Genomic DNA, 22,146 nt, shown 5'->3' on the forward strand with positions numbered 1-22,146 from the left:
TATTTGAGCGCAGGATCGTGAGGTGTGAACTAGATAAAATTGTATTTTTGTTTTCTAGCTTTCGTGTTATTCTTTGGTTGTCTGCTTTTTTTCGAAAAAGGCAGGGAATTCAGTTTGACGAATCGAAATGGGAAACAGCTGATGCCAATCAAGTCCGCTGCGTCCAACAAAAGAAATGCTTTCCTTTTGCTTTTGAAATGAAGAGGCGGTCTTTGATGGTTGGTGCATCATCTATGCGCCCCCTTTCTTTAGCTTACTTATAGTATGGCAGAACAGAACATGCTTATGACTAGTAAAAGTTGAGCAAAAAGGATGTCATTTGAGAAAAAGGATTTAAAAATTGGAGGAGAAAGAATGGATAAAAAAATGGAAGTATTATCCACGGTCAGAGTGCAAAAAGCGAGTGATTTATACAAAATTGTCGATTCTCTCAATCGCACGCTGAAAGAACAGGATTTAATGTTTGGTTTATCATTAGATGATAAAAATGAAGAGCAAATGGTGTTCACAATTTATAGAACGTAGGCAAGCTTAATGAAATAGGTGAATTTTAATGAAAAAGATTATATTTACGGGACTGGTTGTAGGCTTTTTAGCTCTTGTTGGTACAAGTGCATATGCCTATCACATTATCCGCGCACCGCTCGTTGAAAGCTACAATGAAGCGAAAGATTTGGCGCTCTCTAATCAGCATCTTCAAACAGTTGAAGGAGCCCACTACTACCATGGTACAGAAGCATATTATGTTTTGACCGGTACTAATGATGACAATGACGAAATGATCGTTTTTGTTGGTGATGACCTAGAAACTGTTCATGAGCTGAAACGAGCGGATGGAATTTCTTATGATCAAGCGATGGAGATTGCCCAACGCGAATTACCAGATAGGAAAATTGAGAAAATTCGTCTCGGCTATACACGAGGGGTTCCTGTGTATGAAGTGATGTACAATGACCAAAATGCTCGAACAGGGTATTATTATCTAACGTTTGAAGACGGGTCCTTTCTAAAAAGATACAGCATTCGAAATATAAATAGATAATATATTAAAGATAAATAAATTTCTTTAATCGTTTGTCTTTTCTGAATCTACACTTGATTCAACTGAGTGTACACACTATAGTTATATATAGTCATGATAAGGGAGTTGACATTAAGAACATGAAATTAGCACAAAGAGTTTCTGCATTAACACCATCGACAACACTAGCCATTACTGCAAAAGCAAAAGAACTAAAAGAACAAGGACATGATGTCATTGGTCTAGGAGCGGGTGAGCCTGACTTTAATACGCCACAGTACATAATCGATGCAGCGGTTCGCTCCATGGAAGAAGGGCACACAAAATATACGCCATCAGGCGGTCTGCCTGCTTTAAAAAAAGCTGTTATTGAAAAGTTTAAAGAAGACCAAGGCTTAGATTATGCACCGAGTGAAATTATTGTAGGAACTGGTGCTAAACATATTCTTTACACGTTGTTCCAGGCACTTTTAGACGAAGCGGATGAAGTTATTATTCCTACACCTTATTGGGTGAGCTATCCTGAACAAGTGAAACTTGCAGGCGGTGAACCAGTCTATGTAGAGGGACTTGAAAGTAATGATTTTAAAATAACGGCAGAGCAGTTAGAAGCAGTTATTACACCGAAAACAAAAGCGGTTATTATTAACTCTCCATCAAACCCAACAGGCTCTCTTTATTCAAAAGAGGAATTAAAGCAGCTTGGAGATGTTTGCTTAAAGCATGACATTCTAATTGTATCTGATGAAATTTATGAGAAGCTTGTTTATGGTGAAGTAACTCATACATCGATTGCTGAAGTTTCTGATGAGTTGAAGAGACAAACGGTTGTTGTAAATGGGGTTTCTAAATCACATTCTATGACAGGGTGGAGAATTGGCTATGCAGCAGGTCCTGCAGAACTTATTAAAGCGATGACGAACCTAGCAAGCCATAGCACATCAAATCCTACAACAAGTGCACAATACGGTGCGATCGCGGCTTACACAGAGGATGATGGTTCTGTAGAAGTGATGCGTTCTGCTTTTGAAGACCGTTTAAACAAAGTGTATGAAAAGCTTGTTGCCATCCCTGGAGTGTCTTGTGTGAAACCTAAAGGAGCATTTTACCTCTTTCCAAATGTAAGCGAGGCGGCTAAGTTAAATGGGTATGACGATGTCGATAAGTGGGTAGAAGCCTTATTAGCAGAAGAAAAAGTAGCATTAGTTCCTGGTTCTGGCTTTGGAGCACCACATAATGTCCGCTTATCGTATGCGACCTCACTTGAAGCTTTAGAAGAAGCATTAATTCGTATTGAGCGATTTGTTCGCGCAAAAACAAAATAAACGCAGTTCTTCATTCGGCCCTCTTGTATTCAAAGCAAGAGGGCTTAACTTTTACATATGAAGTACAGCTTACGGTCGCTTAGTCGTTGACTTCAAATTTCTAAGAAGGGTATAATGAGGATTGATGTCTCAATAGCATTTGTTAGTGATGGAGGGAATAATGTGAAAACAACAATCGCCAAGGTTGGAAATTATGTCGAGCAAGAAGTAACAATCGGTGCTTGGCTGGCTAATAAACGTTCAAGCGGTAAGATTGCTTTTTTACAACTGCGTGATGGAACTGGTTTTATTCAAGGTGTTGTCGTCAAAGCGGAAGTAGGAGAAGAAGCATTTCAAGCTGCTAAGAACTTAACGCAGGAAAGCTCATTATATGTAACGGGAACGGTACGCGCTGATGATCGTGCTCCGTCTGGTTATGAATTAACAGTCACGAAAGTAGAAGTGATTCACGAAGCTACTGATTACCCAATTACGCCAAAAGAGCATGGCACAGAATTTTTAATGGACCACCGCCATCTATGGCTTCGTTCAAAGCGCCAGCATGCAGTAATGAAGGTGCGTAATGAAATTATTCGTGCTACATATGAATTCTTCAATCAAAATGATTTTGCAAAAGTCGATCCGCCGATTTTAACAGGAAGCGCTCCTGAGGGTACAACGGAATTGTTTGCAACGAAATATTTTGATGAAGATGCTTATTTATCTCAAAGCGGTCAATTATATATGGAAGCTGCCGCTATGGCACTTGGACGTGTCTTTTCATTTGGCCCGACATTCCGAGCTGAAAAATCAAAAACACGTCGTCATCTGATTGAATTTTGGATGATTGAGCCTGAGATGGCATTTGTTGAATTTGATGAAAGTCTTGAAATTCAAGAACAATATGTTTCATACTTAGCTAAGTCAGTACTGGAAAACTGCCAGCTTGAGCTTAAGACATTAGGACGAGATACAGAAAAACTTGAAAAAGTACAAGCTCCTTTCCCACGTATCTCTTATGATGATGCGATTACGTTCTTACATGAAAAAGGATTTGATGATATTAAATGGGGAGATGACTTTGGCGCACCGCATGAAACGGCCATTGCAGAACATTATGATAAGCCAGTGTTCATCACGCATTACCCGACATCGTTGAAACCTTTCTACATGCAGCCAGATGCGAATCGCGAGGATGTCGTTTTGTGTGCAGACTTGATCGCTCCTGAAGGATACGGTGAAATTATCGGAGGATCAGAGCGTATTCACTCATATGAATTACTAGAACAGCGTATTAACGAGCACAACTTGTCACTTGATACGTATCAATGGTATTTAGATTTACGTAAATACGGTTCCGTTCCACATTCAGGATTTGGTCTTGGATTAGAGCGTACGGTAGCGTGGCTCTCTGGAGTAGAACACGTTCGTGAGTCGATTCCATTCCCGCGTTTGTTAAATCGTTTGTATCCTTAATGGGCAAAACCAAAAAAAGTCTCTTTAGGTGGTTACCTAAATAGAGGCTTTTTTTGGTTTTATGCGCTTAACTATTTTCCATGGCGAGTTCTTAGCACTCTAGAAGATCAGGAATGATTAGGCAACGACGGAGCAGGTAATGCGTGTTATAATAATGGGCAGAGGTGTTTTTATGAATCAGAATTTTTTACTGCAATGGATGAAGCAAAAGCAGGTCATTATTCCTGCCTTGCTTATTGAGCATTATTCAAAGCTTGGTCTAAATGAGCAAGAATTTGCTGGAATTATTCACGTACAAGCTTTTATTGAACAAGGAGAACCTTTTCCAACTCCCGATCGACTAAGCGAGCGTATGAGTCTGACAACGGCTGAATGCGCCAAGCTGATGGGCGGACTTGTTAAGAAAGGGTTTTTATCATTAGATAAGCATTGGGATAACGAAGGGATCTTATTTGAATTTTATTCATTAGAGCCTTTATACGAAAAGTTATGCACATTCCTTCAATCAAAAGAAATTGAGGGTCAAGAAAAAAGAGAAGAAGAAACAGCAGGTAACCTATATCAAGTTTTTGAAAAAGAATTCTGCCGGCCATTATCACCTATTGAAGCGGAAACGTTATCGATGTGGATTGATCAAGACCAGCATTCCTCAGAACTAATAATCGGGGCCCTCAGAGAAGCAGTCATATCAGGGAAGCTGAATTTTAGGTATATTGATCGGATTTTATTTGAATGGAAACGAAATGGAGTCAAAACGGTGGCTCAAGCAAGAGCTCACGGAGAAAAGTTCAGAGCGCACCAAAAACCGAAGAAAACCGAAAAAGAACGTGTAAGAGCAGACGCGTACCCAAGCTTTAATTGGCTAGAAAAATAGATCTAAATAACAAATAAGGTAGGAATAGAATCGTGTTATCAAAAAAGCAAACAATAGAAGTGTTAGATATTATTGCAGAAATGTATCCAGATGCAGAATGTGAATTAACCCATTCTAATCCGTTTGAATTGTTAATTGCGGTTGTACTATCAGCTCAATGTACAGATGCTCTTGTTAATAAAGTGACACCAGGTTTATTTGCTAAATACAAGCAGCCTGAAGATTATATTGCTGCTCCTCTTGAAGAGCTTGAAGAAGATATTCGCAGAATCGGTTTATTTAGAAGTAAAGCAAAAAATATAAAAAAATTATCACAATCACTAGTTGAACAATATAATGGAGAAGTACCTAAAGATAGAGATGAACTAGTGAAGCTGGCAGGCGTGGGCCGTAAAACTGCGAATGTCGTTACATCTGTCGCATTTGGAGTTCCTGCTATTGCAGTAGATACTCATGTAGAAAGAGTATCAAAACGGCTAGGAATATGCAGATGGAAAGATAATGTCAATGTAGTAGAACAGACGTTAATGAAGAAAATCCCAATCGAATTATGGTCTGATTCACATCACAGACTTATTTTCTTTGGTCGTTATCATTGTAAGGCTCAATCACCTAAATGTGAAACCTGTCCGTTACTAGACAGGTGCCGAGAAGGGAAAAAGAGAATGAAAGCAAAAGGACTGCTCTAATGAAGTACTCACTTCCTTCCAATTTTAGGTGCGAGCCGTTTTATAATCGTTCTCAAAGTATAGTCATCTGTTCGGATGATAAACCATTTGAGCGAAGGCTCTTATCGAGTTATTTTTACTATGACATTACAGAAGAAGAGAGACCGTGGGAAAATCCCGCTTCCTTTTTACCCCAGATGTTTGTATTATGGAGAGAAAGAGAAGCAGAGTTACGATCTTTCTTTCAAAAGAGAGACGGAAAAAACGGCAGAATGCTAATGATCGCGATGACTGCAGTGTTTATAGATGCCTTATTTTGGCTCAACAAAAAGAAGGTTGGTCAGCTTCAGGATATTGAAGCTGCAGCAGCTCGGTTAAAGCATAAACCCGTTAATATTGAAGAAAGACTTCGCTTTATTTTAATCAAACCAGAAAGTTATCACAGCTTTACTCAACTGCGAGCATTAATGAATGAGCTTGAAAAACTAACTGCACGAAGTAAAGCCATGGGGGAATTGTAACTCCGTGGCCATGTGTGCAACAAACCTTCAGAATACATAAAAAAGTAAGGGATTACATGGAGTGGGGGAGAAATGGATGAGAGTAGATGTCAGCCAACGCGTATTAACGGAGCCTGAAATTCAACGACAAGCAATGATCAAAGATAAAGAGGTTGATGAACGATTTGAGGTGGCATTTTGCGGGCATTTTTCTGCCGGAAAATCAACAATTTTAAATCAATTATTAGGTGCTGAAGTGCTGCCTACAAGTCCAATCCCAACCAGTGCTAATATTATCGGCATTAAAAATGGGGAGCTTGGACTTTTAGTTGAACGGATGGATGATACCGAAAAAGAGTGGACGGGCGAAATTCCATGGGAAAGTGTCAGAGAATGGGGGATGAATGGATCTGATATCCGCCATATGACTATTTTCGCACCGCTTCCTTTTATGCACCCTCAAAGCGTCGTTTATGATACGCCGGGGGTGGATTCTACAGATCCAACCCATCAAGCCGTTACCATGGAAGCCCTGTACACAACAGACTTGATCGTCTATGTGATGGATTATAATCATATTCAATCTGAAACCAACTTATATTTTTTAAAGCAGTTAACAGATGAAAACAAACCGCTTTACATTGTGATCAATCAAGTGGATAAACATGATGAGTCAGAGTTGTCTTTCGATTCTTTTAAGCAGTCGGTGTTAGACGGATTTAAAGAATGGGGCATCGAGCCTCTCGATTTATATTTTACGAGCATGAAAGTACATGATCATCCATTAAATCAATTCACTGAATTTAAACAAAAAATTAAAGCGATCTTGCACTACAGTCATGAGTTAATTCCAGCTTCAAAAAAGCGATTAAACGAAAGCTTTTATTTGAGTGTAGCTTCTAGAATAGAAGATGAGAAGCAAGAAAAAATGGAAGAGGTTATTGAGGAGCTTTCTGAAAATGGCTTTGATAAAGAAGATTTAGGGCGGAAGCAATCTATTCAAGAAGAATTAAAAGAAAATGTTCAGGCCGAAAAAATGATCCGTGAAACGTTTGAAGACGAGTGGGCAAAACTGACAAAAGATGTCACCTTGTTTCCTTACGAAACAACTGAGCTAAGCCGTGAATGGATTGAGTCGATGCAGCCTCAATTTAAAGTTGGCTTGTTTTTCGCTAAGAAGAAAACAGAAGAAGAAAGAGAGCTTCGTTTAAAGAAATTAATCGAAAGCACGCAAGATAAGGTAAAAGGTCAGCTCGAGTTTCATGTGCACCGTCTTTTCGAAAAGTATGACCGTACTCATTTATCAAATAAAGAAGCGTTTGAAGATGCAATTCGTCAGGTGCATGTAAACGTGGAACCAGAGCACTTTGAAAAAGCACTTAAAACGGGTCCTCATGACCGTGAGTATGTGTTTACGTTTACCAAAGATCGTACCGCTTATTTTGTAAAGGAGTTAAAAAGACTTGCTGAAGCAGTGATTGAAACCTATATTTCGGGGCTAAGAAGTCATTGGGAAGGTGAAAGGCTGCAATTAGAAGCAGAATTAACTCGCTTTAAAGAAATTGAAACATTTACAACCCAACTAGACGATATTGAAGCAGAATTTAACATGGAAAAAGAAGAGTACTTTGAGCTTGCAGCCTCATACTCCGATCAAGGTCACTATGAAAGTCAGCTTGAGGCAATGAGTGAACGTGAGGTTCCGCAAGATGTAGACCAATCAGTCTTTCACCATGTTTCCTTACCTGAAGAAAGTGTCATTGAAACAAACTGGGATGAGGATGCTAGTGAGAAAAGAGCTCGTTTTGATGAGGAAGAAGCGAACAGCTGGCTAACAAAGCTTACTACGATTACACAATCGCATGAAGCACCTGAAATAGTGGATCGTGAAAAGCGAAAGCTCTTAGATCGAGTGAAAAGATATCACAACCGTTCCTTCATCATCTCATTATTTGGAGCATTTAGTGCGGGTAAATCAAGCTTTGCTAATGCTTTATTAGGCGATGCCATATTACCGGTTTCCCCGCATCCTACGACAGCTACTGTTACCACCGTTAAGCAGTCAAACAGTGAACATAAAAACTTGAGTGCAAGCGTCGAGATAAAAACGCCCGAGCAGCTGAATCAAGAGATTAAATCGGTAGCGAAGCAGTTAGATGAATCACTGACTCTTGACAGCTTAGTAAAATGGCGTCCTAAAGATACACAACAAACAACAAGCTGGCAAAGAACATATGTCTCTTATTTATTAACATTAAAAGAAAGCTTAAAAAAGACTGAGTGGACGCTAGGAGAGACGTTATCTGTTTCCCATGAACAGCTCACGCAATACGTGGCAGATGAAAAGTATGCCTGTTTGATTCACCATGTGACAATATACTATGACTGCCCGTTGACAAAAGAGGGGATCGTTTTAGTCGATACGCCTGGAGTAAACTCCATTCACGGTCGTCATACAAATGTAGCTTTTACTCAATTAAGAGAGTCTGATGCGATTTTTTATGTTACGTATTATAATCATGCGTTCTCGAAGTCAGATCAGCATTTCCTTACACAAATGGCTAAAGTCAATGATCGCTTCAGTACGGATAAATTGTATTTTATTTTAAATGCAGCAGACCTTGCGAGCAGTCCGGCAGAGTTAAACGGAGTTAGAAAGCACATTCATGATCAGCTTGTAAATATTGGTATTGATCAACCTCGACTATATCCTTTATCAAGTAAGAAAGGGTTAGAGGCGAAACGCAGCACCTCTTCTCATGATGAAATGTTTGAACGGTTTGAGAATGCATTTTATACAGAGACGATTCAAGAATTAAAGCAGTTAAGCTACTCATTAATTCAAGAAGAAACAAGAACTTATACAGAGCAGTTAAATGAAACGCTGAATTATATGAATGCGAGCAAGGAAGAGCGTCTAGCTAAACAAGAAAAGAAAAAAGCGCAAGTCACTAAGTGGAAGAAACATGTGGAGGACGTTGAACCGATCTCAGCAAAAAGAAGAACGACCCAAGAAATTAACGAGCTATTCCTATATCTGCGTGAACGCGTTCAATATGTATTAAATGATCAGTACACAGATGCAGTTAATGTAGTCACTGTTACTGGCAAATCCAAAAAAGCTCAACATCAAAGCCTTGCTGCTGCTATCAAAGAGTGGAGAAACTCAGGTGAATACTTCTTAGTACAAGAATTAGGAGCAACGATATTGCGAGTAGAAACCTCTATGAAGCAGGCTCTAATTACGTGGATGAGAGAGACTGAGGAGTCCATTAGAAATGAATTTACGCATTTTATGTTAGATGCTGAAGAGTTGAACGTACAATTTGATCATCAAAGAGAACATCATATTTTCACTATAAATCCTAATGACTATCTTTCATTTTTATCTTCGTTAAAGAGCTTTTTTGAAGAAGGGGGAAGTCGTAAGCTAAAAGACCAGCTCGTATCTGACGGTACAGAAATGGCTAAAGCGTATTTGAGTCAGCTAGAAAAAGAAGTAGACAGTGAAGCAGTAGATCTTTTTGATACTCTTGAAGAAGAGATGAAAAAACAAATTTTAGACAGTCTTGACCGTGAGTATGAACGGTTAACTGTTGATATGTCAGAGCAAGAAAAGCAAGTGATTGAGACAGAGTGGAAAGAGCTGGAGGCTATCGTTTGATTGTGAATAGCTATTCGTTACCATTATCTCAAGAGAGTAATCTTGTAAAGGTACGTTAAATCGATCGGCATAAGTAGGATGTTTGCCGCTCCTGAAATATACTTCGCTTTCCGCAGGAAGCTGCTGAGCCTCCTCGTGCTCTTGCACTGTAGGGTCTCAGCCCTGCTTTACATCCTGCAGGAGCATTCCTGTCAGATGAGTTTTAACCTATTGAAAAGAAAAGGATCCTCCGATATGATGCTTGTGTCTCAAAACAAACATTAAAAAAGGAGGATCCTCACATGAAGGATAATCGAACGAAACGAATTAATCAAGTTCAAGAAAGCACTCTTGTCATTGGAATTGATATCGCAAAGGAGAACCACTATGCCTGCGCGATTGATAGCCGCGGTCGAGAATTAGCTAAAGTGTGGAGGATTCATCAATCTAGAGAAGGCTTTATCCAGTTTGAAGAGTACATTCACATGTTAATGAACCAACATCAAAAGACAGATGTTCTGATTGGTTTTGAGGCAACCGGTCATTACTGGATGAACCTAGCTCATTTCTTAAAGGCAATTGACTTTCCATTCGTCTTAGTGAACCCACTACACGTGAAAAATTCGAAGGAAATGGATGATAACCTTCAAACAAAGAATGATGCCAAAGATGCCCGAGTCATTGCGAAATTACTTCCAAACGGCTACTTTAGTGTACCAAGAGACATGACCCCGGTAGATCATTCTTTGCGTCAAGGATCAGCCATTCGAGAACGTCTACGAAAAGACATTGGGGCAGTAAAAAATAGAATACAGCGTTGGATTGCCCTTTATTTTCCGGAATTTCGACAAGCCTTTAAGAATTTTGGAAAACAAGAACTGACGGTTCTAAAGCTTACTCCCCTTCCAGAAGATATCAAAGAAGCCTCTGCAGAGGAGTTAGTCATCAAACAGAAAGAGGCTGGAGCTAAGTACGCGGGTAAACCTAAAATGGCGAAGCTCATTAATTTGGCCCGTCATTCGATTGGACTAACAGAAGGAGCGCAAATGGCGCGGTTAGAAATCCAAAGCTTGGTTCATCAATTAGAGCTATTAGATGCTCAACTCGAAGAAGTCACGACTCAAATGGTTGAACAGGCAAGATACTTACCGGAGTTTGAATACCTTGTTTCTGTTAAAGGAATTAGTGAAAACACGGTCAGTGAGCTGTTAGCTGAGACGGGTTCTCTTCAGAACTACGAACACCCACGCCAAATTATTAAACTAGCGGGGTTAACATTAAGAGAGAATAGCTCAGGGAACCATCAAGGAACCAAGAGAATTTCTAAGCGTGGCAGAAGAAGATTAAGGGCACTTCTTTACAAAGCCATCCTTCCGCTGATTCATAATAATGAGGCGTTCAACAGCGTGTATACCTATTATCACTCGCGCCAGTATAACCCATTGAAGAAGAAAGAAGCGATGGTCGTATTATGCAGAAAGCTCATTCAAGTGTTTCATGGACTGAGTAGGAATCAAGCAAGCTTCAATCCTGAAAGGATGTTAGCGGACCTCTCCTATATCACAGAGAGTAGAGCAGCGTAAGTGTTAAGCTTTCTTCGTTTTAACAACATATGCACAGAGACTCGGCAAGCGTAGACTTAAGACCGCCTAGGATAGGTGAGTCCATGCAGGAGTAGAAGCCGAGCTCTGCGTCAGGAAAGACCCAACGAAGGAATGTAGGCACTTGATGCCAGGAGATATGGGAGGGTACGTCCCCTGAAGCAGCAGAGATCACTCGTGCAAATACCATTTGAATTGGTAGTAGTTTACAAACTGCCAACGCCACGCGTAAGCATAACAGCCATATCCTTCTTAATCTTCCGTAATGTGTATATGGATATCGGAGTATAGTCTTAAAAAATTTTTTTTAGTAGTGTTAAAAACCAAAGAAACCCCCGTCAGATTAACTTTTCCTGAGGGAGTCTACGTATATTTCATCCGCTAGTTATTGCTTTGGCTTTCTTTTTGTGGAGTGATTTAGTAATGATTCACCTCATTTAAAGAACAATAAAAATTTTACCCCTGAGCAGCACCGCACACTCTTGTGTGGTGCTGTTCTTTTGTATCCGTATATCTGTAATAACTCATTAAAGAAGGGATCTAATCATAAGAAAGGACACCCAACCATTGATAATGGTGGGTGTCCTTTTCTGTTGCTTATTCGTCTTCTTCTTCTCTTGTCGAACTGCTGTTTGTTTCAACTTCTTCATCATCACCTGGTTCTTCAGGAGCAGGTGGGGTTTCTTCGTTCCCGGAACCATCGTTGTTATTCCCATTTCCATTGCCGTTTCCATTTCCGTTATTGCCATTGTTTCCGTTGTTATTTCCGTTATTGTTTCCTTCGTCTTCCTGATTGTTATCTTCTTCGTTTTCACCATCAGGATTTTGAGGCTCTTCTGTTTCTTCTTCCTCAATCGGTTCTTCCTCTAATTCCTCTTCCTCTTCCTCTTCAGCGCCGTTAATTGTCACTTCAGCACTTGCAGGATCACTGCGTAAGCTTGAATTATCGTTAGACACGGCAGTTACTGTGAATCGGTACGTAGCACCTGGTTCGACATCTGATAAAATAAATTGCATATCAGATCCTTGTGCGACCGTTTGCGGGCTTGAACCGTTCACACTGAGTTGCAGATCAAATGTAACTGCATCACGTTGATTGCTCGGATAATCCCAGCTGACAATGACTTGATTTGAGCCTTCATCATAGCCTGCAGTCATATTTGATGGAGCTTGCAGGCGAATGAACTCCTCTGATACTCGAGTCGGCTCATTTCCTCGAACGAATAGTTCTTCTACAATTTCACTCCGTGGAGTAAATTCACTAGGAAGAAGTCCGGTAGAACGCTCAACTCCAATCCGCACCACTGAGTTAGGCTGTGTGAAGTCTGGTGTTTCTACGTTGCTTGACACCTCTTCCATAACTGCTTTGAAAATACGCTGTGCTAAGCGGCGGTCTTCTTGGGATTGAAGATAATTTCCTTCATCATACTTTGTAAAACCAGCCCATACGGCTGCGGTATAGTTCGTTGTGTAGCCAGAGAACCATACATCAGGAACCCCGTCACGCGGGATGTTGTGCTTAGTACGTGTGTCTTGTGCAAAGTTTGTGGTTCCTGTTTTACCTGCCATTGGAAGGCCAGGGATATTTGCTGTTGTTCCTGTCCCATCAGTTACGGCCGTTTTCAACATATCTGTCACCATATATGCTGTGTAATCACTCATCGCTGCAGTTGGCTCAGGAGATGTATTGATCTCTCGGCCGTCAGGGAAAACAATTTTGCGCACTGTATGCGGCTTATTGTACGTCCCATTATTACCGAACGCTGCATACGCTCCTGCTAGATCCATTGTGGAAAATCCAGTATTAAAACCACCTAATCCATATGATTCTGGCATTGGGTCTTGATCAATTGGAATTCCTAGGCCTTGAGCAAAGTTAGCCGCACGATCCACTCCAACTTCCTGCAACGCTTTAACTGCTGGAACATTACGTGAGCGAGCCAGCGCACGTCGCATAGACATGGCACCTTCGTATGTACCGCCAAAGTTGCCAAATTCTGTTCCATTACTGTACGTGTGCGCCTCATCTACTAGAACTTTTGCTGTTGACCATTGCAGGTATTCAATAGCCGGGCCGTAATCAAGGATCGGCTTAATTGTAGAGCCGGGCTGTCTCTCAATTTCTGTGGCATAGTTCAAGCCGCGCTGAATACCTGTATCTTCTAGGCCGCTTCCTATAGCTCGGATTTCACCAGTTTTTGTATCAAGCAGGGTAATCCCTGCTTGGAAAAATTCATTATCAGGATAATTTGCAATAAAGTCGTTTGTTTGAAGTACCCGTTCTACATGCTCTTGTGCTTCAACATCTAAAGTTGTGTAAACTCGTAATCCTGAATGGTATAAATCGTGAATCGAAATCCCATCCATAGCTTCAATTTCAGAAACGATCTGATTGTAGAAGGCTTCATATGGATAGGCTTCACGCTTTCCCGAAGGATTTAGTTGGTCTTCAATTGGAATAGCTTTAGCTTGAGCTGCTTCCTCACTTGTGACTTTGCCGTGCTGCTCCATTAAAGAAATAACTAAGTTTCTGCGGCTTTCTGCAGCTTCAGGGTTTTGAGTGGGATCATAGAAGCTTGGACGTCTTGGGATCCCTGCTAATAATGCAGCATCTGCTAAAGTTAAATCTTGAATCGATTTATTGAAGTAGCTTTGAGATGCAGCCTCAACACCCCAGCCTCCAGAGCCGAGATAGATTTGGTTCATGTACATTTCAAGAATTTGATCTTTTGAATATTTTTGTTCAAGTTTAACAGCTAAATACTGTTCTTGGACTTTTCGTGTTAATTGCTTCTGCTCATTTAAGAATAAATTCTTAACAAGCTGCTGGGTAATGGTACTAGCTCCTTCAGCTCCGAAACCGTCTGTTACATTGGCTGCAAGGGCTCCAAACATACGTCTGACATCAATACCAAAATGATCATAAAAGCGAATATCTTCTACGGCAATAAAGGCATCTTCTAGTACTTGTGGTGCATCTTGAATACTAATATTGATTCTTCGTTCTGAGGAATCAAGCTGTGAAACAAATTCATCATTTTTATCATGAATGATTAATGCTTGGGATAACTGCAAACGTTCTTCATCAAGCGGCGGGGCCCCTTGAATCATGACAAATGCTGTAATTCCTCCGCCAAGAATCGCTAGAATCCCTAGCGTCATAATCGCAATTACAATTTTTTTAAACAAACCTTTTCTAGGCTTTTTATCTTTTTTCTTTGTTTGACGTGCTTGACGACGGCCAGCTCGTGTGTTTTGTTCTTCTGACATCGCAATCTTCCTTTCTATGCATGTTAACCTTATGCATGCTAACCTTATGCAACTTAACTTTTTTTACTTAAACCAGTATTGCACTCGCTGCTTTTTACGAGAAGTAAACTTCATCAACGATTGGCAGGTAATCAATGCGTGGATGATATCCTATTTTAATCAAATGTCCATATCTTTCAACATCGGACTTTCGTATTGATTTTCTTGAATCAGCCATTTGTTCATAAAATTGAATTAAATGCGTGGCATCTAGTAAATACACTTCATCTGTAGTTGAAAAGCGTAATAATATGAAACAGATGCCTTGTTGTATTAACACTTCTTTCATATGTTTCACTTGGTGATCGTGAAAATTTTTCAAAGGAAATGACGTTTTGTTTTTTGTTTCCTTTGCTTCAAAATCAATATATCTACCTTTGTATACGCCGTTATAGTCAGTAGTAGAGGCTTGCTTAAAATATGCTTCCTTTATGACAGCTGCACTTCTTTTTGGATAATCTACTTTTACGATCTGAACGGGAGTAGGTTTCTTATGAATGACAGCTTTACCTGTCTCTAGATACCATTCATTTGTTGTATTTATATCCTCCTCTAAAGTCATCCCTCGATTACTGTAGGTTATTTCGTTCGTTTTCTTTGGCAGCTTCCTGCTCTTTGGCGAAGTCTCAAATCGTTTTCCATTTGGATACCTGATTGTCATCTTCATCACAACCTTTGTTCATCATCATGTAAGAACATGCATGGAATCAAAAATATGGTAAAAGCTAGTAGGGAGATTCCATCACACAATCTTACCATATCTTCTAATGAACTGGGTAGATAGTAATTTTGGATGTTATGTGACAAATAAAATGTACAATACCAAGATGAAAAGATCCTATGAAATCGAAAGCAGGATAAAAAATTTATGACTATATCTCCGAATGAACTTCAATTAATAAAGAAGACTGTTGAAAAGCATAACAAAGATAATATTAGCCGAACAAAAGCTTATGAACGCTTTTATGAGAGAAACCCAGAGATCAGATGGGCAATGCTTGCGGGAATTGTTTCTAGGAATGCCGGCTGGAATATGACGGATTTATCGAGTAAATGGTTTCAAGGTATTCTTGACAAAAACTCTCGTGCTACTATTTTTGCCATGTACGAGCGAGCAAATTGGATCATTTTTCAAGACGCTTACCCACAACTTCTACTATATGAATGGGCGAAGAAAAAACAACTACCCGTTTTTGAACAATTAAAGACATTTCACGTTTCCGAATTTATGAGACAGGAATGGGAATTTTTTTGGGAAGCAAGGGATGAAGTGAGGTTATGTACTTCCTTAATTATTAATGAGCAACAATTATTAGAGTTAGAAGTAATGAGCAGCGGTCTTTTTCAAAAAAATGTGTTCCATACATTGCGCTATCAATTGGAGGAATATGCGCATTTCAGCTATGTTCTTCTGCCCACGATGAACGGATCCATTTATGGTCAGTATGTCCGGAACTTTACTCATGTTAATCAACGAATTGAACTGGGAAAAAGGCTGGCGATGATTTTATTTCACCCTGTAGTTCATAAAGATATCTTACAATTCACGCGAAAAGTTGAACATACTGGTTCAAGAAGAGACTATGAGCGAGTATGTGATATCACATCACCTAATACAAGCCCTATGCTGCGCGTTTTACATCCGGTCTATCATCATAAGCCTCCTAAAGGATTAGATTGGTTTTACTCCCGGAAGCCGCTAACTCCTTTATTTAAGCGGGTAAAAGAAACAAGACCTGAGGAAATCAGGGAATGGGTCCATACGAAGAGGGTAGAACTTTATTGGATTTATAAGTGGGGACAAAAATTTATGCATAAATAAAAGCCGAGTTCGCTTATGGGAGCTCGGCTTTTGTCTTGCTTACTCGGCAGGACGATTAGGTCCTCCTAATTTTTTATCTCCAGTATAACCAGAATCTTTTTGGTGTTCTCTTTTTGGTGCTTGGTCTTTTTGGTTCAGTTTTTTATTCGTGTTATTTTGCTGCATGTTAATCCCTCCTTAAAAATAGTATGCCTATGATAAATAATTAGATGTACAGCCCGCATAAAGTTTTACACGTATCGTCAAAATTAGACGGCTATAATCTCGACGTGTATTTTTTTAACCTTCTTTGCCGAATGGATTCTAGTTTTGTCATCATGCAGGTTTAGAGAAGATAAAGAACGAATTTTCAACTTAGAACATTAAACGGGAGGGGACGTCTTATGGAAATGACGATGAAAACAAAAGAGGTTTCAGAGCAGTTAGGGGTAAATCCGACAACCATCCAACGCTGGATGAAGTTTTTTAATATTCACTGTGAAACAAATGAACATGGTCACTACTTTTTTACCGATGAACAGCTTGTTGTATTAAAAACAATCCAAGCGCAGCTTCAAGAAGGCAAAAAAATGAAAGAAGTGGACTTAAGTGAATACTCATCGATCATTTCTAAGAGTCCATCAACGGATACAAATATCAGAAAGCAAACTAAAGCAGTAAGCGTCCGTGCTGGGGTATATGAAGAAAAGCTTGAGAATGTGCTGAAACGAGTAGAGGATCTTGAGGCTGAACTTTCTAAAAAAGCAGATGAAGTGGTAAGTTATCAATTATTAAAGCACCGTTCGGAAATTGAGAATATGATGAAAATGCTTCAAAAGCTAGAGGCTAGGATTGATAAAATGGAGGAAAAAGTGACACCAGAAGAGGAAGTGGAATTGCCGGTTGCAGCTGGGGCAGAACCGAAAAGAAAGTGGAGGTCGTTTAAGCAGATGTTTTCCTTTTAACCCTTATCGTCATTTGCTATGATAAGGGAGAGGTGAAGAAGAATGCTTTCCAAAGAAAATTTAGATTTAAAAACATACAACGAAAAGCTTCTTCGTCTAAATGAAGAAGCAGAATCTTATTATATAAATCAGGTTCGAAAAGAAGGATATGAACCTGATTTTTTTGGTGTGGTAAAGCCATTCGCTGATCGCGTTAAAGAGACAAGCGAAAATTGGAAGCCGCTTGCAGAAGCTTTTGTATTGAAAACAAAGCCTAAGCATTTATATCCGATCCAAATCACTCACACGTTCGATAACTTAGAAGTGGTGGCGATTAAATCCTTTTATCCAAAAACAGGGTTGAAAAAGCAAATTGAAACCTTTAAATCGGTTGCTTTTGTCCTCAATCAGTTAAATCAATTGCTCGATGAAGAACAGGATACAACCCATCATTAAAAAAACGGTAAGGAGCTGGATACAGATGAATCAAAACCTGCCATTTATAAAAACAGCTAAAGAGGTCAAAAACTTATTAGAGAATGGGGCTTCGCTCCGTTTAATTGATTGCAGAACAAAGCTTGGTGACCCAAGTGATGGTCTCAGCAGGTATGAAGAAAGTCATCTTCCTAATGCGGCTTACTTAGACCTTGAAGGGGATCTGACTGGCGAGAAAGGAGAGCATGGCGGCAGACATCCATTGCCAACGCCTGAAGCACTAGAGGAGTTGTTCAGCCACTTAGGAATTGACCAAGAAACAATGGTCGTTGCGTATGATGATGAGGGCGGTGCATTTGCTTCTAGACTGTGGTGGATGTTATCTTATGTCGGACATGAAAACGTCTATGTATTAAATGGCGGATTTAAAGAGTGGACGGAGCACGGCTTTCCTGTTACAAAAGAAATACCTGTTTTCACAAAGAAGGACTTTTCTGCAAATGTACAGCCGCATATGACGATTTCAAAAGAAGAAGTAGCCGCATCACTTAATGAGGCGATTCTGATTGACTCTAGGGAGCTTGCTAGGTATCAAGGGATTTCAGAGCCTGTTGATAAAAAAGCGGGCCGGATTCCAGGGGCGGTTCATGGCTTCTGGAAGGAAAACTTAGATGAATCTGGAATGTGGAAAGATGAACATCGTTTAAGAGAACGTTTTGCTGATCTGCATTTTGATGAAGAAATTATCGTCTACTGTGGTTCTGGCGTCACGGCTTGCCCGAATATTCTAGCTCTAAAGGGCTTAGGTTATCAAAACGTAAAACTATACCCAGGCAGCTGGAGTGATTGGATCACCTATCCGGATGCCCCGATAGAAAAAGAACCGCAATCATAAATTGCGGTTCTTTTTTAATTTGCTGGCTGTTCAATTTTGCGGTGTGGAAGCTGCCACTGATAGTGGACGGATAACATTCTAAGTACAACCATTACAATAAATACCAGCCACAGCCCGATTGTTCCGGTTACTAAATTAAGACCGATCGCGAGACCCGCAATCAATGTCCAGCCAATATAAATTTCTTTTCGCAAGAATAATGGTTTTCTGCCTGCTAATACATCTCTAATCATGCCGCCCCCTGTTCCTGTGAGCGCTGCAGCGACAAGAACGGCACTAAGCGGATGTCCCATTTCTGTGGCATACATGGCCCCTTGAATGGCAAAAGCAGCAAGGCCCATCGCATCAAACAGGATACCGAACTTCAGCCATCTGTTAATCCAAAGGGAAGGGAAAATAAAAGCAACAGTCATAACAATAATAGCAATTGTGAATAAAGTCCCTTGATCCCAAAGTGCTGACACTGGCACCCCGATAAGCAGGTTTCGAATTGCACCGCCGCCAAAAGCGGTGACAAGGCCGAGGATATATACACCCATTAAGTCGTAATCTTCCTCCATTGCGACAATGACGCCACTCAGTGCAAAGGCGACGGTCCCAATAACATTTAACACATCAAACGTCATAGTAATGCCCCCATAATAAAGCTCCTTTGTGTGAATTCTCGGTGTAGTATGCATGTCTTTATTGCATCACATAAATCAAGGGTTTGGTTCATTACCGAACCAAACCCTTAAATCAAACTTTCGTGCGTTCTTATTAGCCGTTATCACGGAATGATAGAAAGATCATGAAAGCAAGAGTTACAATTGAAAGTGCAGTTAGCGCCCCAGTGATTAAACCAGATGGTTCAGCATGTGCTGCATCTTCTGCAGCACCGCCGCCTGCTGCTAAAATAGCTTGCGCTCCCATGAATAATGATGTTAATAAGATCGTTGTCATTAGTGCTAGTTTTTTAAACATATTCGACCCTCCTCTAATAGATAAACCATAGTAGAAACACATATATCGATCTATGTATGACAAATAGGTCATACTCGTTCGTCCACTTTATTATAGTGGCGCTCTAAAAAATAATCAACAAGCAATCGCTTACCAAAGCTGTATGCAAAGGATGAATGTTACTGAGGGTGCTGAAAGAAATAGAAAGATGATTGTTCGCTACATATAGGGGTTCGCAAAAATAAGAGCATATGGTAAGATGATGAAGATATTAATGTATGTATGTGCGTTTTAAAGAGTTGTTTAAATGTTATTGAATGTGTTATATAAACACAATCTTTTAGAGGAATTAGGCTATACCTTAGCAAAACGAAAGCAAACGAGGGGATTACACACATGGGAACCTTACACATTGAAGATATCATCATTGCCAATCAACAATTAAAGGATGTCGTTACACACACGCCGCTTCAAAAAAATCAAGTGTTATCTGAACGCTATCAATGTAATGTCTATTTGAAACGTGAAGACTTGCAAGTTGTTCGTTCATTTAAAATCCGAGGTGCTTTCCACCAAATATCAAGCTTGCCTGTAGAAGAATTAAACAATGGGGTCGTATGTGCGAGTGCTGGTAATCATGCTCAAGGTGTTGCTTATTCTTGCCATACCCTAAAGATCACTGGCAAGATCTTTATGCCTTCAACTACACCTAGGCAGAAAGTAGATCAAGTGAAATTCTTTGGTAAGGAATATGTGGAAGTTATTTTAATTGGTGATACATTTGACGATTCTTTTAATGAAGCAATGAAATATTGCGAAGAGCATCAAATGGCATTTATTCACCCCTTTGACCAAGAAAAAATTGTAGCCGGTCAAGGAACAGTAGGTATGGAAATTATGAATGATATTGAAGAAAATATAGACTACTTATTTTCATCTATTGGCGGCGGCGGATTAATCAGCGGAACTGGAACATATATTAAGAGTATTTCACCACGCACAAAGATCATCGGATGTGAGCCTTCAGGCGCACCGGCGATGAAAGAATCGATCGAACAAGGAAAAGTTATTGAACTTGAAAAGATTGATAAATTTGTGGACGGTGCCGCTGTAAAAAAAGTAGGTGATCTTCCATTTGAGATTTGTCAAAAGATCCTTGATGATATCGTGTTAGTACCTGAAGGGAAAATTTGTACAACCATCCTGGAGTTGTACAACCAGAATGCGATTGTCGCAGAACCTGCAGGGGCTATGCCGATCTCTGCCCTCGACTTCTATAAAGATGAAATTAAAGGGAAAACGGTTGTTTGTGTTGTTAGTGGAGGTAACAACGATATTGGACGTATGCAGGAAATGAGGGAACGTTCGTTGATCTATGAAGGGCTGCAACATTATTTTATTGTTCAATTCCCACAGCGTGCCGGGGCATTAAGAGAATTTATCTCAGATGTGCTTGGGCCGGATGATGATATTACACGTTTTGAGTATACAAAGAAAAATAATAAGGCAAATGGACCTGTCCTGATTGGAATCGAACTTAAATGTGATGAAGATTACGATCACTTAATAGATCGATTGGAGAAAAAAGGATTCGGTTATCATGAAATCAACAAAAATGAAAGTTTATTCAACTTATTAATTTGATGTCCTTTTATAAATAGCTCGTTCTCATTGCGAACGAGCTTTCTTTTAATCTAAAACTAGTTCAAAAGGTGTGAGTATAATGGCGTTAAATCAAGAGGGGATTTTGCTTGATTCGGGAACGAATGAGCTTGAAGTCATAGTGTTTAATGTTGGCAATGGTACGTATGGGATAAATGTGATGAAAGTTCGTGAGATTGTTCAGGCGCAAACCGTAACCCATATTCCTAATAGTCACCCGCATATTGAAGGAATGATTCGTCTGCGTGATGAGGTGTTAACAGTTGTTAACTTAAAAGAAGTATTAGGGTGTGTGAGCGAGGGAGACGACAGTCAAGATAAGTTTATCGTTTCTGAGTTAAATAAAATGAAAGTTGCTTTCCGTGTCAGCGGCGTTTCGAGAATTCATCGTATTTCTTGGGAACAAATTGAAAAGCCGACTGAATTATCTCAAGGGCTCCAAAGTGCAACAACAGGGGTCATTAAACTTGACGGACAAATGATTCTGCTTCTTGACTTTGAGAAAATTGTAGTAGATATTAATCCATCAAAAGGAATCAATGTGGAACAAGTTAGAAAGCTCGGGAGAAGAGAGCGCAGTCATAAAAAGATTGTCGTAGCGGAAGATTCAGCTATGTTGCGTAAGCTGCTTCATCAGACTTTAGCTGAGGCGGGGTATGAACAAGTAACCTTCTTTGAAAATGGGAAAGAGGCGCTTGATTATCTTGAATATCTTCAAACGTCAGATGAGCATACGGTTGAAGAAGAGGTACAGCTCGTTATAACAGATCTTGAGATGCCGAAAATGGATGGACTCCATTTAACAAGACGGATAAAAGAAGATGATGATTTTAAACGAATTCCCGTTATTATCTTTTCCTCTTTAATTACGGATGACTTATATCATAAGGGGATTACAGTTGGTGCAGACAGGCAGGTTAGTAAACCTGAAATCGTAAAATTAATAGAAGAGATTGATCTTTTAATATAGAACAAAACCTCCCCTAATGTAGTGGGAGGTTTCTTCGTGTACCTATAAAAATGTATAAAAAATGTATAGAGAAAAAGACAAAGACGTATGTAAAACTAATA

The 22,146-nt window shown here is 39.8% G+C and carries 21 protein-coding genes; 15 read left to right on the forward strand and 6 right to left on the reverse strand.

Annotated features, from left to right (window positions below):
- Positions 1–66: 66 nt before the first annotated feature.
- On the reverse strand, positions 67–231 hold the full coding sequence (locus tag BPOF4_RS22150; RefSeq protein WP_012958538.1) for a hypothetical protein: 165 nt from the start codon (positions 229–231) through the stop codon (positions 67–69).
- 123 nt (positions 232–354) lie between these two features.
- Here BPOF4_RS22150 and BPOF4_RS21605 point away from each other — a divergent pair, with 123 nt between their 5' ends.
- The 9 genes from BPOF4_RS21605 (at position 355) to BPOF4_RS07730 (ending at position 11,069) form a co-directional block, all read left to right on the forward strand.
- Positions 355–525, forward strand: coding sequence for a YpmA family protein (locus tag BPOF4_RS21605; protein WP_012958539.1), 171 nt, complete (start codon positions 355–357; stop codon positions 523–525).
- Positions 526–553: 28 nt separating this feature from the next.
- Positions 554–1,042 (forward strand): cell wall elongation regulator TseB-like domain-containing protein, encoded by a 489-nt coding sequence (locus tag BPOF4_RS07695; RefSeq protein ID WP_012958540.1) that lies wholly within the window; start codon positions 554–556, stop codon positions 1,040–1,042.
- A gap of 119 nt (positions 1,043–1,161) precedes the next feature.
- Positions 1,162–2,346: a pyridoxal phosphate-dependent aminotransferase gene (locus tag BPOF4_RS07700; RefSeq protein ID WP_012958541.1), complete on the forward strand. Its 1,185-nt coding sequence runs from the start codon at positions 1,162–1,164 to the stop codon at positions 2,344–2,346.
- A gap of 162 nt (positions 2,347–2,508) precedes the next feature.
- Positions 2,509–3,801 carry an asparagine--tRNA ligase gene (gene asnS, locus BPOF4_RS07705; protein WP_012958542.1) on the forward strand — a complete coding sequence of 431 codons (1,293 nt, stop codon included), beginning with the start codon at positions 2,509–2,511 and terminating at the stop codon, positions 3,799–3,801.
- 172 nt (positions 3,802–3,973) lie between these two features.
- Positions 3,974–4,675, forward strand: coding sequence for a DnaD domain-containing protein (locus BPOF4_RS07710; RefSeq protein WP_012958543.1), 702 nt, complete (start codon positions 3,974–3,976; stop codon positions 4,673–4,675).
- Positions 4,676–4,707: 32 nt separating this feature from the next.
- Positions 4,708–5,364: an endonuclease III gene (nth, locus tag BPOF4_RS07715; RefSeq protein ID WP_012958544.1), complete on the forward strand. Its 657-nt coding sequence runs from the start codon at positions 4,708–4,710 to the stop codon at positions 5,362–5,364.
- Between the two features lie 176 nt (positions 5,365–5,540).
- A complete protein-coding gene (locus tag BPOF4_RS22155; protein ID WP_158305557.1) occupies positions 5,541–5,864 on the forward strand; it encodes a YpoC family protein in 324 nt (107 codons plus the stop codon).
- A 76-nt stretch (positions 5,865–5,940) separates the two neighbouring features.
- Complete coding sequence (locus tag BPOF4_RS07725; protein WP_012958546.1) at positions 5,941–9,507, forward strand: dynamin family protein; 3,567 nt, start codon at positions 5,941–5,943, stop codon at positions 9,505–9,507.
- A gap of 281 nt (positions 9,508–9,788) precedes the next feature.
- On the forward strand, positions 9,789–11,069 hold the full coding sequence (locus BPOF4_RS07730; protein WP_012958547.1) for an IS110 family RNA-guided transposase: 1,281 nt from the start codon (positions 9,789–9,791) through the stop codon (positions 11,067–11,069).
- A 615-nt stretch (positions 11,070–11,684) separates the two neighbouring features.
- Here BPOF4_RS07730 and BPOF4_RS07735 read toward each other — a convergent pair.
- Positions 11,685–14,357: a PBP1A family penicillin-binding protein gene (locus tag BPOF4_RS07735; RefSeq protein WP_012958548.1), complete on the reverse strand. Its 2,673-nt coding sequence runs from the start codon at positions 14,355–14,357 to the stop codon at positions 11,685–11,687.
- A gap of 94 nt (positions 14,358–14,451) precedes the next feature.
- Entirely contained in the window at positions 14,452–15,057 is a 606-nt protein-coding gene (recU, locus tag BPOF4_RS07740; protein WP_012958549.1) for a Holliday junction resolvase RecU, read from the reverse strand.
- A 207-nt stretch (positions 15,058–15,264) separates the two neighbouring features.
- On the opposite strand from recU, the gene BPOF4_RS07745 reads away from it, so the two are divergent.
- Complete coding sequence (locus BPOF4_RS07745) at positions 15,265–16,218, forward strand: DUF2515 domain-containing protein (RefSeq protein ID WP_012958550.1); 954 nt, start codon at positions 15,265–15,267, stop codon at positions 16,216–16,218.
- A 39-nt stretch (positions 16,219–16,257) separates the two neighbouring features.
- Here the strand turns inward: BPOF4_RS07745 and BPOF4_RS22775 are convergent, their stop codons facing one another.
- Entirely contained in the window at positions 16,258–16,383 is a 126-nt protein-coding gene (locus BPOF4_RS22775) for a hypothetical protein (RefSeq protein ID WP_012958551.1), read from the reverse strand.
- Between the two features lie 218 nt (positions 16,384–16,601).
- Here BPOF4_RS22775 and racA point away from each other — a divergent pair, with 218 nt between their 5' ends.
- From racA to BPOF4_RS07760, 3 genes are read left to right on the forward strand one after another with little or no spacing between them, the layout of a single operon-like run.
- Positions 16,602–17,162 (forward strand): chromosome-anchoring protein RacA, encoded by a 561-nt coding sequence (racA, locus tag BPOF4_RS07750; protein ID WP_012958552.1) that lies wholly within the window; start codon positions 16,602–16,604, stop codon positions 17,160–17,162.
- Positions 17,163–17,204: 42 nt separating this feature from the next.
- The gene (locus BPOF4_RS07755; RefSeq protein WP_012958553.1) at positions 17,205–17,597 is read left to right on the forward strand and encodes a YppE family protein; all 393 of its coding nucleotides are present in this window, start codon (positions 17,205–17,207) and stop codon (positions 17,595–17,597) included.
- 25 nt (positions 17,598–17,622) lie between these two features.
- A complete protein-coding gene (locus tag BPOF4_RS07760; RefSeq protein WP_012958554.1) occupies positions 17,623–18,471 on the forward strand; it encodes a sulfurtransferase in 849 nt (282 codons plus the stop codon).
- A 14-nt stretch (positions 18,472–18,485) separates the two neighbouring features.
- On the opposite strand, the gene BPOF4_RS07765 is transcribed toward BPOF4_RS07760, so the two are convergent.
- Complete coding sequence (locus tag BPOF4_RS07765; protein WP_012958555.1) at positions 18,486–19,097, reverse strand: trimeric intracellular cation channel family protein; 612 nt, start codon at positions 19,095–19,097, stop codon at positions 18,486–18,488.
- Positions 19,098–19,230: 133 nt separating this feature from the next.
- Complete coding sequence (locus BPOF4_RS07770) at positions 19,231–19,434, reverse strand: hypothetical protein (protein ID WP_012958556.1); 204 nt, start codon at positions 19,432–19,434, stop codon at positions 19,231–19,233.
- 375 nt (positions 19,435–19,809) lie between these two features.
- On the opposite strand from BPOF4_RS07770, the gene ilvA reads away from it, so the two are divergent.
- Both ilvA and BPOF4_RS07780 read left to right on the forward strand, forming a co-directional pair.
- Entirely contained in the window at positions 19,810–21,057 is a 1,248-nt protein-coding gene (gene ilvA, locus BPOF4_RS07775; RefSeq protein ID WP_012958557.1) for a threonine ammonia-lyase IlvA, read from the forward strand.
- A gap of 79 nt (positions 21,058–21,136) precedes the next feature.
- Positions 21,137–22,045, forward strand: a complete 909-nt coding sequence (locus BPOF4_RS07780) for a chemotaxis protein (RefSeq protein WP_012958558.1) — start codon at positions 21,137–21,139, stop codon at positions 22,043–22,045.
- Positions 22,046–22,146 lie beyond the last annotated feature (101 nt).

This window comes from Alkalihalophilus pseudofirmus OF4 (assembly GCF_000005825.2).
Taxonomy (GTDB): Bacteria; Bacillota; Bacilli; order Bacillales; family Bacillaceae_D; genus Alkalihalophilus; species Alkalihalophilus pseudofirmus.

Bases quoted from the DNA above. Each gene is read 5' to 3' on its own strand.
- BPOF4_RS22150 (WP_012958538.1), bottom strand. From the start codon at position 231: ATGATGCACCAACCATCAAAGACCGCCTCTTCATTTCAAAAGCAAAAG.
- BPOF4_RS21605 (WP_012958539.1), top strand. From the start codon at position 355: ATGGATAAAAAAATGGAAGTATTATCCACGGTCAGAGTGCAAAAAGCG.
- BPOF4_RS07695 (WP_012958540.1), top strand. From the start codon at position 554: ATGAAAAAGATTATATTTACGGGACTGGTTGTAGGCTTTTTAGCTCTT.
- BPOF4_RS07700 (WP_012958541.1), top strand. From the start codon at position 1,162: ATGAAATTAGCACAAAGAGTTTCTGCATTAACACCATCGACAACACTA.
- BPOF4_RS07710 (WP_012958543.1), top strand. From the start codon at position 3,974: ATGAATCAGAATTTTTTACTGCAATGGATGAAGCAAAAGCAGGTCATT.
- BPOF4_RS22155 (WP_158305557.1), top strand. From the start codon at position 5,541: ATGTTTGTATTATGGAGAGAAAGAGAAGCAGAGTTACGATCTTTCTTT.
- BPOF4_RS07725 (WP_012958546.1), top strand. From the start codon at position 5,941: ATGAGAGTAGATGTCAGCCAACGCGTATTAACGGAGCCTGAAATTCAA.
- BPOF4_RS07730 (WP_012958547.1), top strand. From the start codon at position 9,789: ATGAAGGATAATCGAACGAAACGAATTAATCAAGTTCAAGAAAGCACT.
- BPOF4_RS07735 (WP_012958548.1), bottom strand. From the start codon at position 14,357: ATGTCAGAAGAACAAAACACACGAGCTGGCCGTCGTCAAGCACGTCAA.
- recU (WP_012958549.1), bottom strand. From the start codon at position 15,057: ATGACAATCAGGTATCCAAATGGAAAACGATTTGAGACTTCGCCAAAG.
- BPOF4_RS07745 (WP_012958550.1), top strand. From the start codon at position 15,265: ATGACTATATCTCCGAATGAACTTCAATTAATAAAGAAGACTGTTGAA.
- BPOF4_RS22775 (WP_012958551.1), bottom strand. From the start codon at position 16,383: ATGCAGCAAAATAACACGAATAAAAAACTGAACCAAAAAGACCAAGCA.
- racA (WP_012958552.1), top strand. From the start codon at position 16,602: ATGGAAATGACGATGAAAACAAAAGAGGTTTCAGAGCAGTTAGGGGTA.
- BPOF4_RS07755 (WP_012958553.1), top strand. From the start codon at position 17,205: ATGCTTTCCAAAGAAAATTTAGATTTAAAAACATACAACGAAAAGCTT.
- BPOF4_RS07760 (WP_012958554.1), top strand. From the start codon at position 17,623: ATGAATCAAAACCTGCCATTTATAAAAACAGCTAAAGAGGTCAAAAAC.
- BPOF4_RS07765 (WP_012958555.1), bottom strand. From the start codon at position 19,097: ATGACGTTTGATGTGTTAAATGTTATTGGGACCGTCGCCTTTGCACTG.
- BPOF4_RS07770 (WP_012958556.1), bottom strand. From the start codon at position 19,434: ATGTTTAAAAAACTAGCACTAATGACAACGATCTTATTAACATCATTA.
- ilvA (WP_012958557.1), top strand. From the start codon at position 19,810: ATGGGAACCTTACACATTGAAGATATCATCATTGCCAATCAACAATTA.
- BPOF4_RS07780 (WP_012958558.1), top strand. From the start codon at position 21,137: ATGGCGTTAAATCAAGAGGGGATTTTGCTTGATTCGGGAACGAATGAG.